11 protein-coding genes are annotated in these 11,794 nt (G+C 68.4%); 3 read left to right on the top strand and 8 right to left on the bottom strand.

What is annotated here, in order from left to right:
* Window positions 1-63: 63 nt before the first annotated feature.
* Together AB0E63_RS34105 and AB0E63_RS34100 are read left to right on the top strand one after the other, a co-directional pair.
* On the top strand, window positions 64-1,269 hold the full coding sequence (locus AB0E63_RS34105) for a transposase (RefSeq protein WP_360375343.1): 1,206 nt from the start codon (window positions 64-66) through the stop codon (window positions 1,267-1,269).
* A gap of 171 nt (window positions 1,270-1,440) precedes the next feature.
* Window positions 1,441-2,184: a carbonic anhydrase gene (locus AB0E63_RS34100; RefSeq protein ID WP_360375341.1), complete on the top strand. Its 744-nt coding sequence runs from the start codon at window positions 1,441-1,443 to the stop codon at window positions 2,182-2,184.
* On the opposite strand, the gene AB0E63_RS34095 is transcribed toward AB0E63_RS34100, so the two are convergent.
* Window positions 2,181-2,819, bottom strand: a complete 639-nt coding sequence (locus AB0E63_RS34095; RefSeq protein WP_360375339.1) for a helix-turn-helix domain-containing protein — start codon at window positions 2,817-2,819, stop codon at window positions 2,181-2,183. The two genes, AB0E63_RS34100 and AB0E63_RS34095, sit on opposite strands and share 4 nt — an antisense overlap.
* A gap of 60 nt (window positions 2,820-2,879) precedes the next feature.
* On the opposite strand from AB0E63_RS34095, the gene AB0E63_RS34090 reads away from it, so the two are divergent.
* Entirely contained in the window at window positions 2,880-3,173 is a 294-nt protein-coding gene (locus tag AB0E63_RS34090; RefSeq protein ID WP_360375337.1) for an antibiotic biosynthesis monooxygenase, read from the top strand.
* On the opposite strand, the gene AB0E63_RS34085 is transcribed toward AB0E63_RS34090, so the two are convergent.
* The 7 genes from AB0E63_RS34085 to AB0E63_RS34055 form a co-directional block, all read right to left on the bottom strand.
* Window positions 3,170-4,273: a hypothetical protein gene (locus tag AB0E63_RS34085; protein ID WP_360375335.1), complete on the bottom strand. Its 1,104-nt coding sequence runs from the start codon at window positions 4,271-4,273 to the stop codon at window positions 3,170-3,172. The two genes, AB0E63_RS34090 and AB0E63_RS34085, sit on opposite strands and share 4 nt — an antisense overlap.
* Before the next feature lie 19 nt (window positions 4,274-4,292).
* Entirely contained in the window at window positions 4,293-4,790 is a 498-nt protein-coding gene (locus tag AB0E63_RS34080; protein ID WP_360375333.1) for a carbonic anhydrase, read from the bottom strand.
* Complete coding sequence (locus tag AB0E63_RS34075) at window positions 4,787-5,728, bottom strand: sucrase ferredoxin (RefSeq protein ID WP_360375331.1); 942 nt, start codon at window positions 5,726-5,728, stop codon at window positions 4,787-4,789. Before AB0E63_RS34075 ends, AB0E63_RS34080 begins: the two co-directional genes overlap by 4 nt.
* Before the next feature lie 45 nt (window positions 5,729-5,773).
* Entirely contained in the window at window positions 5,774-7,435 is a 1,662-nt protein-coding gene (locus AB0E63_RS34070) for an MFS transporter (protein ID WP_360375329.1), read from the bottom strand.
* Window positions 7,436-7,467: 32 nt separating this feature from the next.
* Window positions 7,468-8,178, bottom strand: a complete 711-nt coding sequence (locus tag AB0E63_RS34065) for an LppX_LprAFG lipoprotein (RefSeq protein WP_360375327.1) — start codon at window positions 8,176-8,178, stop codon at window positions 7,468-7,470.
* A gap of 5 nt (window positions 8,179-8,183) precedes the next feature.
* Window positions 8,184-10,634, bottom strand: coding sequence for a DNA topoisomerase IV subunit A (locus AB0E63_RS34060; protein WP_360375325.1), 2,451 nt, complete (start codon window positions 10,632-10,634; stop codon window positions 8,184-8,186).
* A 132-nt stretch (window positions 10,635-10,766) separates the two neighbouring features.
* Window positions 10,767-11,794, bottom strand: a 1,028-nt coding sequence (locus AB0E63_RS34055) for an ABC transporter permease (RefSeq protein ID WP_360375323.1), incomplete at its 5' end; no start/stop codon positions are given.

The raw sequence follows: 11,794 nt of genomic DNA, 5'->3' as shown, positions 1-11,794 counted from the left end.
GGCGGAGAGAAGCCGCGACCGCCTCCCTTCGGGGATCGGGGACTGTCGGTCCCGACTGATTGGATGGATCTTATGTCCCGCTTCCGGATGTACCCGACTCCCGCGCAGCACGTTGCATTGCTGGAACAGTGCAGGCACGCCCGGTACGTGTGGAATCTGGCGCTTGAGCAGTGGGCAATGTGGACCCGCGACAAGGGCCCGACGCCCGGGTATGTAGAGCAGTCGCGGCAACTGACCGAGGCACGACACGCGTTCGGCTGGCTGCGCGCAGGCTCGCAGACCGTCCAGCAGCAGGCCCTACGAGACTACGACCAGGCCGTGAGAAGCTTTTACGCAGGTACTCACCAGCGGCCGAGGTGGCGCAGAGCTGGGCTGCACGAAGGGTTCCGGATTGTCGGGCCCCAGGCGTCCCGGACGGTCGCGGTGAATCGGAAGTGGGCGGCAGTCAACGTCCCGAAAGTCGGCTGGGTGCGTCTGCGCCTGTCCCGTGCCATCCCCAACGCGAAGTCGTACAGGGTTACCCGTGACCGAGCCGGCCGCTGGCACATAGCGTTCGCTGTCATCCCCCGACCGATACCCGCACCTGGTACCGGTGAGGTCGTCGGTGTCGACCGTGGCGTCACCGTCTCGGCCGCCCTGTCCACCGGACAGCTTCTGACCTCTCCGAGGCTGTCGGAGACCGAACAGGCACGGCTCAAGTACTTGCAATGCCGCCTCGCCCGGTGCTGTCGTGGCTCCAATCGGCGGGAGCGAGTGAAGGCCGCGATCGCCAAGTTGCATGCGGGTGCCGGCGACCGCCGTAAGGATTGGGTGGAGAAGATCAGCACCGATCTTGCGCGACGGTTCGATGTCATCCGGGTGGAAGACTTGCGCATCACCCAGATGATCAGCCGTCCGAAGCCGAAGCCAGATCCCCAACGGCCAGGCAGGTACATGTCGAACCGGCGCCGTGCCAAGGCCGGTCTGAACCGCGGCATTCTGGCCAACGGCTGGGGTGCTTTGGTGTGTCGTCTGGAGGACAAGGCTGCTGGACGTGTGGAGAAGGTGAAGGCTGCGTACACGTCGCAAACCTGTAGCGTCTGTGGGCATCGCGCACCGGAGAACCGTGAGAGCCAAGCGGTATTCCGGTGCAGAGCCTGCGGGCATCAGGCGCATGCGGATGTGAACGCGGCGGTGAATATCGCGGCCGGACGGGCCGTCAGTGCACGCCGAGAGACGCCAACACGGATCTCGTTGAAGCGTGAACCTCAACTCGCTACCTCCGTGTAGTGATTGGAATCCCCGTCCTCGAAGGCGGGGAGGACGTCAAACGGGGTGTCTATCAGATTTCCCGGTCCGGGTTAAGAGACTCCGAACAACCTGGCGTACTGCAGACAGTATGCAATAAGATACCCTCGACAGGCGGTGATCGCCCACGCCGCCTTTCTGTGAGGAGTACCCGTGAGCACTCCATCCCGCCGGCGGTTCCTGACTGCCGCCGCTCTCGCCGCCGGAGCCCTCGCCGGATGCGCCGACAGCACCACGTCAGGTACGACGTCCGGCCGGCCCGCGGGCGGTACGAAACCGCCGGACCCAGCTGTGCCGGCGCCTTTGGTTGTCGATGGCAATCAAGCGTTGGTGCGGTTGATGGAGGGCAATGCGCGGTTCGTCGCGGAGCGGGACGAGGAGCTCGACGAGGGCATCGCCCGGCGGATCGCGGTGAGCAAGGGGCAGCACCCGTTCGCGACGATCCTCGGATGTGTTGATTCGCGCGTCCCGATCGAGCTCGTCTTCGACCAGGGCCTCGGCGATCTGGTCGTCGTACGGAGTGCTGGTGAAGCCCTCGACCACTCGGTGACGGGGAGCGTGGAGTTCGGGGTCGCCGAGCTGCACACGCCACTCCTGATGGTTCTCGGGCACCAGCGCTGCGGTGCCCTCGACGCCACGATCAAGGCGCTCGACGCCACCCACCGAACCTCCAAGGCCGGCGCGATCGGCTACCTTGTCGACACGCTCGCTCCGGCGGTCCGCCAGGTCGCCGGCAAGCCAGGCGACCTGCTCACCAATGCCATCCAGGCCAACGTCGACATGGTCCTCGCCAAACTCCGCCAGTCGCCAGTGGTCGGCCCGCTGGAGAAGTCCGGCAGACTCAAATTCGTCGCCGCCTACTACGAACTCGACACCGGCAAGGTGACCGTCAGCTAAACGCCTGGCGCGCAGAGCTGGCTGTGGAGGGTTGAGGTTGCCCAGTCGACCCAGCGGTCGTGGGGCCAGGCGCGGTCGCGGGTGAGGAGGAGATAGAGCTCGGGGCTGAGGATGGCGTAAAGGACGTCCGCGGCTTCGTCGGTGGTGACCTCTTTGCGGGCGCCGGGCTTGGTGACGAGGGCGTCAGCGGCTGCGCGTTGGACGACGTACCGGAGGTCCTCGTCCTGAGGCCAGAGGGCGGCGACCTCGGGATCGTTCGCGACGGCGGCTTCGAGGACGCGCAGGATCGGTGAGACGCGAGCGAGTACGGCGCTCGACCCCGGGACGTATGCGGTCAGCATGCTCTGGGTCGTGGGCGCGGCCAGCGCGTCGGTGAACCACGGGCGGTCCATGGTGGCGATCGGCTCGCTGTCGCCGGCGATCGTGACGTCGACCAGCTCCTTCAGGAGCACGCGTTTGTTGCCGAAGACGAAGTAGATCGTCTGTACGGCGACGCCGGCCCGGTCGGCCACATCCTGCAGGTTGGTCGCGCCGTACCCGTCGGCAACGAACAGGTCGGCCGCGGCCTCGATGATCCGCCGCCGGGTCTCCTGGGCCTTCTCCGCCCGGCGATTAGGTCGCTTGACAACAGTCATGACTAGAGTCTATCTCTAGATTCGTTCACTATAAGCCAACTCTAGAGAAAGAGTTTAGTCATGTCGCTCATCGCGATCACCCGCTTCGAAGCCACCACCGACGACGCCGCTGACATCCGCACCCGGCACAACGACCTCGTGGACGCGGTCCGCGCCACCATCCCGGGCCTGACCGAGGCTCGCCTGGGACGCCTCGAGGATCAGTGGGTCGGCGTCTGGCGCTGGGAGTCGGCCGACGACCTGAAAGCAGCTCGCGAGCTCGCCCCGACCCTGGCCGAGACCAAGGCCGCCTTCGCCCTGGTCCGCGAAGGTACGTCGGCCGTCGACGAGATCGAGGTGGTCGACGAGCGTTAGCCGGTGGTCCGGGGGAGTTCGGTGACGCGGAGCTTCGTGCAGCCGTAAGGGATCAGGGTCAGGTCTTCGAGCGGTGCGTCGGCTGAGGCAACTCCGGACGGAGGTGCAGCCGCGGCGCCGTGTTCCAGGGGCCAGGGGATGCGGCGCCCGCGGACCTGCACACCGAGGGGCGCTGTGGTCGGTGCGAACGGGTTGTCGGTGATCGGATGCCGGGCGATGCCCTGGCTGGGGTGGCGGCCGCCCAGGTGTTCGTCGCCGCTGAAGACGCCGGTGGCCTGCCCGTGGTACTCGTCCAGGTCCGCCATCAGCCGGAGCAGGCGCGGCTGCTGATCGGCGGATGCGTCGTGACGCCACCAGACCGGCATCGCCTTGAGGCCCATCGCGACGTTGACGACGTGCGACGACAGGTAGTCGTCGTTCATCCAGTTGCCGCCGTGCCGCTCCTGAGCCGCGAGCAAGGTTGCCTGCGGCACCCTTTCCGGGGGAGGCGCGTACTCGATCCAGTGGAAGCCCTGCTCCTTGCACTTGGCCGCCAGCGGCAGCAGCCAGTCCTCGCAGGTGAGATCGTGCACCTGGTTGATCACCCAGACCACATCGGTCCATCGCGACCGCGCCCACTCCAGCAGCGGCCACTCGTCGAGCATGCCGTCGAGCAACCGCAGGAACCTCAGGGCCGCCGGAACCACCCGCTCGTCACCCGTCGCGTCGAGGTGCTGCAGCAACGCCTTCAAGACGATGACCCGCGGCCACACGTCGTGATCGGCGTACGTCGCCTCGCCCGCGCGCGGCCCGAACCAGCCGTTCGGGTGCTGGTGATCGAGGATGTGGTCCACCCAGCGCCGGACCTTCGCCTTCAGCCGATCGTCGTCGAGCAGGTAGGCGATCCCGGTGATGCCGTCGAGCCAGTACGGTCCGCGCTCCCAGCCCTCGGCGTCACCACCGATCCAGCCACTTCGCGCGACGTCCGGCCAGAACTCGTCCAGATGCCCGGCCATCCCGTCGGCCTGCAGGCGCAGCCGCTCGAGCAACCAACCGGTTGGTCGCAAGGTTCCCAACGGCAACGTCCGCAGGGCAGGCGTGGCGAGCGGGCCACCCGTCACTGGCTGGTCTCCTCGGGCGTCAGTCGATCTGGCTCAGGTGGCCGTTGTCCACGTCGTACATGAAGCCGCCGACGAGGATGTCCTCGCCGATCAGCGGGTGTTCGCGGACCGCGGCGACGTCACGGCGCAGTGCCTCGAGCTGATCGGGGATGACGTGGATCGGGAGGTAGCCGGCCGGCTTGCCGGCGGCCAGCTCGACCTTGGCACGCAGAGCGTCCTCGGACATTGCGGCCATCGCGCAGCGGGTGTGCGGGATGATCATGACCCGGCGCACGCCGAGCAGTTGCACGCCGAGCACCAGACCGGTCATCGTCACCTCGGTGACCCGGCCGCCGGCGCTGCGCAGCACCTTCGCGTCGCCCGGCTTCAGCCCGAGCATCTCCAGCGGTGGGATCCGGGAGTCCATACAGGTGACCACACCGACGCCGGCGTGCGCGATGCCGTCGAAACCGCCGTAATGGAAGTCGGCGGCGTACTCCGCGTTGGCGGCCAGCAGGTCCTCGAACCCGGGGGTCATCGGGCCTCACCTGGCACAGGGGTTCCGACTTGCAGGATCGACATCGCGAACGGCTCCTTTCCGCAGGACTCCGGACGAGGTGGATCGGCGGGTGCGCTGGTCACCGGCACGGTCCAGAACCGGCCGTCGCGGTGCCACACCGTCACGGATTCGAGGTCTTCGCCCGCGACGGTGAGGGCATCCAGCGCTAGTTCTCCGGTCAGGCGGCGTACGGCGATCTCCGCGGCCTGACCGCGTTTGGTCCAGGTCGACCGGCCGCGCAAGCCGGTGAGCACCGTCTCGCCGCGAGCAGCCGCGTCGAGGACGGTGGCGGCGCTCTCGGGGGTGAGGTGGCCGTGCATGGTGCCGGCCGGCAGGAAGGTCGCGGTCGGCGCGAACCGGTGACCGCCGAGGTGGTTCGCCTCCCACACCCGGCACGGCGCGATCTTGGCCAGGGCTGAGACGAGCGGCCGCCCGAGCAGCGCGCAACACTCGTCCCGCTTGCCGTTGGTGCAGACCAGCACCAGAGGACCCTCGACCGGAGCGAGGGCAGGTAGCGATGCCGTCACCGAGCCCAGGTCACCGCGAGCCACCGCGTCGAGGTCGAGTTGATCCAGCTCGGTGGGATCACCGACACAGCCGCCGAGCAGCCACGTCCGCCCTGGCGCGGTCGATGCGACGAAGACCTGGTGTGACCTCTCGGTCGCGTCCGAGTGCCGACCGGGGGAGCGGATCAGTCCGAAGCGCACGTCGACCTTCTTGCACGCGTCGTCGAAGTCACCGCCGAACTCCGGGTCCAGGTGGCTCTGCGTCGGCGCCTTCGCACCCCACGGGCCGGGCTGCTCGACGACCACCCATCCCGCGGCCACGACCGCCGTACCAGGAAGCGGCTCACGCAACTCCCGGCAGAACGTCGAGCACAGGCCAGCGCGGCCGGTGGCGTCGGGAGGTCGGGTCACAGCATCACGGTACGCGAGATGAGACAGGTTCCCGCATGATGATCATCAACTGTGCACAACACCACGTCGGCCGAGGAGTAGGACGGCGAGGGTGGCGGCCAGGAAGGCGGAGATGGCGGCGCCGGCGAAGATTGCGTGAACTTGTGAAACGGCGGCGTCGCGGAGGGCGTCGACGAACGGGCGGCAGTTGCCGGGGGAGGACGGGCACAGCTCGTTCGGGGATGGGATGTCGTCGGCGAGTGCGAAGTACCGGCGGAGTCCGATGGCGGTGAGGGCGGAGACGCCGACCAGCATGCCGACCATCCGCGCGACCACGACCAGTGCACTGACCAAGCCGTGGCTGTCGGCCGGCGTTGCGCCGAGCATGGCGGTGTTGACGGGTGACAGGGCGAGGCCGAAGCCGAAGCCACACAGCAGGAGTACGACGGTGGCAGGCCAGTGGTCGAGCGCCGTACGACTCCAGAACGCCATCAGCACGAACATCGCGCCGGACAACGCGAGGCCGGCGCCCGTGATCAGGCCGAGGCCGTAGCGTCGGGTCAGCCAGCCGCCGACGACCGCACCGACCGGGAGCGCGATCAGGAACCGCAGCAGTACGAGCGCTGCGGCCAACTGCCCGCCGCCCTGTGTCGTACGAGCGAACACGGGTACGTCGACCAGCGCGGCGATCAGCGCACACCCGACGAGGAAGCTGACAACCAGCGAGCCCCAAGCCGGCCGCGCACCTAAGAGTCCACGCGGCACGATCGCTCGCGTCGTACGGCGTTGCCACACCGCGAACGCGATCGCGAAGCCAGCAGCGGCGACCAGCAACCACGGACCGGCCGGCGCCATCAACTCACGCTCGGGATCCGCGGTGGCGAACGCGAGTACGACGCCTGCGAGGGCGAGAGCCAGCAGGACAGCCCCGACGAGATCGACCCGCGACAAGACGTCTGCCAGGTGACCACGACTCCGCCACAGCACCAGGCCGAGCCAGAGGAGCGCCAGTACGAGCGTGGCGACTCCGATCGGCGTGAGCAGCCGGGACGAACCGGTGAACGGCACGAAGGGCAGGCCGAGCGTGACACCGGTCGCCAGTCGCTCGGGTGCGGTGAGAGTGAGCCCGAGCGCGACGCACGCCAGCACCCCGACGACCGCGGACCAAGGTGGCAGCTTCAAGCCCCGCAGCAACACCGCGAGCACGACTGCCACGACGAGGTTGAGCCAGAAGATGTACCGCCAGTCGGCGACCGCGAGCACCAGCGCGCCGAGCAACGGCCCCAGTACTGAGCCGAGCTCCTGGACCGCACCGACGACACCGAGTGGCAACCCTCGCCGATCAGCCGGCCACAGGTCAGCCACCAGCGCCAGGGTCGCCGGCACCAGTCCACCGCCGCCGACACCCTGAAGAAACCGACCGGTTACCACCAGCGGAAGGTCGTACGCGCCGGCTGTGATCAGCGACCCGACCGCAAACAGCACCAGCGCGCCCACGAGCACCGGCGTCCGCCCGACCACGTCCGCGATCCGCCCGATGAGCGGCAGCACCGCGATGTATCCGAGCAGGAACCCCGAGATGATCGGTGCCGCCCGCTGCAGTTCATCCGCCGACAGCCCGACCCCGGCCATCATGTCGGGTAGCGCCAGCACGACGACGTAGGTATCCGCGGCCGCGAACGCGACGGCGATCGAGGCGAGCGTAAGCCGGGTCCTCGGGCTGCTCACCGGCACTGCGCGGCCGACGGGCGAGTCCTCGCTCACGGCTTGGTGATCTCGACCTTCTCGCCGTACTTGTCGAGAGTGATGTCGTAGCTGCTGGTCGCGCCGGCGTAGAAGGGGCCGGTGATGGTCGCGGAGACCAGCTGCTTGGTGTCCTTGTCGATCTTGAACGTGCTCGGGAAGTCCTGGTCGGCGGGCGCCTTCGGGAAGATGCCCTGTAGCGACTTGCCTTGGACGGTGCCGGTGATCTCGGTGAGGACCTTCGCACCCTCACGGCTCTCGCCCTTGACCTTCGGGTCCTTCACCGTCGGCAGCACCGCGGTGAGACCCTTCGCCGGGTCGAGCAGGATCGCCGGGTCGGGCGCGCCGAGGCCGGCCAGCTGCGATGGCGGCAGCTCGATGAAGCCCGGCGTGAACGGCAGCTTGGCGTAGACCTTGCTCCCGACCGCCACCACATCGGCATCGATGGGCGAGCCGCCCGAGCGCACGGTCAGCTTGCCCTTGAACGCCGGCGCGTGCGTCGCGACGCCGTCACCACTCGCCAGGGTCTGCGCGTTGTCCGGCAGGTCCCGCCCGGCCAGCACGATGTGCACGCTGGCCGCGTCGTCGATGGACTTCTTCGCCGCCGTCAGCAGCGCGGCAGCGTCGTCACCCGACTGACCGCCGTCGCTGCCACCGGAATCCTTCTTGTCGCTGCAGCCCGCAAGCGCCAGCACCAGGACCGCGCCGAGCGCGAGCAGTCTCTTCACGGGGGTCAGCCTGCCAGATCGGGAGCGCACGCGGCGATGGGCTGAGCCACCGGTACGCCGGAACCGTCGCGCCGCGGGTCGATCGGCGGCAACTCGACCGGAGCACCGCTGCTCGCACTGGCTCGAACCGGCGCCGAACCGGCGAACGCCAGCAGCAACCCGTCCTCACCCTTCAGCAGCCGCTGGCACCGCACACCGCCGGTGCCACGACCCTTGCCCGGGTACTCGGAGAACGGCGTCACCTTCACCGCGCCGACCTCGGTCCCCGGGAGCGCCGACGACGAGCCGGCGATCGTGACGACCTGTGCCTCGCGGTTGGTGTCGACGGCACCGAAGAACACGACCTTCGCCTTCGCGGCCAGCCGAACACCCGCCATACCGCCCGCGGTCCGACCCTGCGGCCGCACCGCCGAGGCCGAGAAGTGCAGCAGCTGCGCGTCCGAGGTGATGAAGCACAGCGCCTCTTCACCCGTGGTCAGCTCGACCGCACCGATCACCTCGTCGCCGTCGTTCAGCCGGATGATCTCCCACGAGTCCCGGTTGCTCAGGTGGTCCGGCACGACCCGCTTCACCACACCACCCGTCGTACCGAGTGCGACCCCGACCGAGTCAGGGTCCATCGTGGTCAGCGCGAGCGCCTTCTCACCAGGCTCCAGCGACACGAACTCCGCCACCGGCGCGCCACCCTGCAGGTTCGGCGCATGCGCGGTCGTCGGCACGGCGGGCAGGTCGAGTGACTCGAGCCGGATCAAGCGACCGGCACTGGTGATCAGACCGTACTGACCACGCGCCGTGCTCTTCACCGCCGAGACGATCGCATCGTGCTTGGCCCGGGTGTCGCCAGTGCCGAACGGCTCCACACCGTTCGTCCGAGCGAGTAGACCGGTCGAGCTCATCAGGATCCAGCACGGGTCGTCGCTGACCTCGAGCGGCACGGCCGCGGTCTTGGTCGCGCCGGACGACTCCAGCAGCACGGTCCGCCGCGGCGTGCCGTAGGTCTTGGCGACCTCGGCCAGCTCGTCGGAGACCGTCTTCTTCAGCAGGGCCTCGTCCTCGAGGATCGCGGTCAGCCGCTCGATCTCGCGCTCGAGCTCGCCCTTCTCGGTCTCCAGTTCGAGCTTGGAGAACTTGGTCAGCCGGCGCAGCGGCATGTCGAGGATGTAGTTGGTCTGCACCTCGGTCAGGTCGTAGATGTCCATCAACCTGGTCCGGGCGGCGGCCGCGTCGTCGCTGGACCGGATGATCTGGATGACCTCGTCGATGTCCAGGATCGCGATCAGCAGGCCGTCGACGATGTGCAGCCGGTCCTGCGCCTTCTTCCGGCGGAACTCGCTGCGCCGGCGCGTCACGTCGTACCGATGGCCGAGGTAGACCTCGAGGAGTTCCTTCAGGCCGAGGGTGCGCGGCTGGCCGTCGACCAGGCAGACGTTGTTGACGTGGAACGAGTCCTCGAGCGGGGTCAGCTTGTACAGCTGCTCCAGCAGGGCCTCGGGGACGAAACCGTTCTTGACCTCGATCACCAGCTGGGTGCCGTGCGTACGGTCGGTCAGGTCCTTGACGTCGGCGATGCCCTGCAGCTTCTTGGCCTGGACCAGGGTCTTGATCTTCTCGATCACCTTCTCCGGGCCGACCGCGTACGGCAGCTCGGTGACCACGATGCCCTTGCGTCGCGGGGTGACGTTCTCGATCCGGGCGGTGGAGCGCATCTTGAAGCTGCCCCGGCCGGTCGCGTACGCGTCCTTGATGCCTTCCAGGCCGACGATCTTGCCGCCGGTCGGCAGGTCCGGGCCGGGGATGAACCGCATCAGGTCGTCCAGATCGGCGCCCGGGGTCTTGATCAGGTGCCGCAGCGCCTGGATCACCTCGACCAGGTTATGCGGGGCCATGTTGGTGGCCATCCCGACCGCGATCCCGGTGGCGCCGTTGACCACCAGGTTCGGGAAGGCGGCCGGCAGCACGGACGGCTCTTCCTCCTGGCCGTCGTAGTTCGGCCGGAAGTCGACGACGTTCTCGTCCAGGCCGTGGGTCATCGCCACCGCGGGCGGCGCCATCCGGCACTCGGTGTACCGCATCGCGGCGGGGCCGTCGTCGAGGGAGCCGAAGTTCCCGTGCCCGTCGATCAGCGGGACCCGCATCGACCACGGCTGTGCGGTCCGGACCAGGGCGTCGTAGATCGCACCGTCGCCGTGCGGGTGGTACTTACCCATGACCTCACCGACGACGCGGGCCGACTTCACGTGCCCGCGGTCGGGGCGGATGTTGTTCTCCGCCATCGAGAACAGGATCCGCCGCTGGACCGGTTTCAGCCCGTCCCGCGCGTCCGGCAGCGCCCGGGAGTAGATCACCGAGTAGGCGTACTCCAGGTAGCTGGTGCGCATCTCGTCGGAGACATCGACGTCGAGGATGTGCTCCTCGAAGTCCTCGGGCTCGGCGGTGGTGCTGGTACGGCGTGCCATGCGGGTCTACGAACTCCTCGATCAAACCGGTACGGCGCCGCGACGGTCCGGCGCCGTGCCCATTGTCCCTGGTGAACGGCAATTTCCCGGCCACGACCCACCCTTGCGACCGTCGATCCGCCCGATACCGGTCTATTCCACCGCTGCGGACGGCTGCGACCGGCGCAGGATGTACGTCGTCGGGGCCAGAGCGGACCCTACCGCCAGGAGCAGACAGATTCCCGCGATCCCCAGCAGGATCGCCCACGGCACGGTCACCGGTACGTCGGCCACCCCCGCCGTCAGCGCATGCCGGATCAGGATCCCGACCGTCACCGTGATCGCCGTACCGAGCGTGAGTGCGACGGCTCCCACCAGTGAGGACTCCCACAGCACCATCCGGCGGATCTGGGCCGGCGTCGCGCCGAGCAACCGTGAGGTGACGAACTCGTGCCGCCGCTGCAGACTGCCCATCAGAAGCGTGTTCGCGATGGCGATCGCGCTGTAGAGCGCAGCCGGGCCGAGCAGCAGGATCAGCCCGAACTGGTTCCCCTTGCGGACACCTTCGGCCTGCTCGTTCTCCCAGTCGGTCGCCGGCTGTGCCTGGGGGAGCCGGGCCAGGAGCTCGGTCGCGGCGACCCCTTCCGTCGGCAAGACGAAGAGCCGCTCGGGCTCGGCCTTCGGAGCATGCTCGCGGACGAGGGGAAGCGGGAGCAGGAGCGACGGATTCACGCCGAATGCGTCCTTGACGATCGCGACCACCCGGAGCTTGGCCGCGGTCCGGTCGAGGAATGTCACCGGGATCTCGTCGCCGACCCGGTAGTGCTCGAGACCGGACATCTCCTTGCTGATGGCAACAGAATTGCCGGTCAGCCGGCCGAGGTCGCCGGACAGCGTGGTGAGGTCGCGGGTCCGGGCGGCGATCGCCGGGTCGATGCCCTCGGCGTCCTCGAGCTGGGCGTCGTCTCGATCGATCCGGACCAGTTGGATCGGCAGTCCGGCATCCACAACCCCCACACCGGGGATCGCTGAGAGATCAGGGGCTCCGGTGACCACGATCGGCGCGCGGACCGCGTCACGGATCGTGGCGGCGGCGCTGTCGGCGGCGAAGCTGAGACTGAGCACCATCGAACCCGCGATCGCGGAGATGGACAGGATCGGCGCCGCGAGCGAGGCGCTCC

The organism is Kribbella sp. NPDC026596 (assembly GCF_040638415.1).
Classification (GTDB): Bacteria; Actinomycetota; Actinomycetes; order Propionibacteriales; family Kribbellaceae; genus Kribbella.
This window is presented reverse-complemented; position numbering and strand designations above follow the sequence as displayed.

Coding starts and splice junctions, on each gene's coding strand:
- AB0E63_RS34080 (WP_360375333.1), bottom strand. CDS start 4,790: ATGACCCCCGGGTTCGAGGACCTGCTGGCCGCCAACGCGGAGTACGCC.
- AB0E63_RS34105 (WP_360375343.1), top strand. CDS start 64: ATGGATCTTATGTCCCGCTTCCGGATGTACCCGACTCCCGCGCAGCAC.
- AB0E63_RS34060 (WP_360375325.1), bottom strand. CDS start 10,634: ATGGCACGCCGTACCAGCACCACCGCCGAGCCCGAGGACTTCGAGGAG.
- AB0E63_RS34090 (WP_360375337.1), top strand. CDS start 2,880: ATGTCGCTCATCGCGATCACCCGCTTCGAAGCCACCACCGACGACGCC.
- AB0E63_RS34095 (WP_360375339.1), bottom strand. CDS start 2,819: ATGACTGTTGTCAAGCGACCTAATCGCCGGGCGGAGAAGGCCCAGGAG.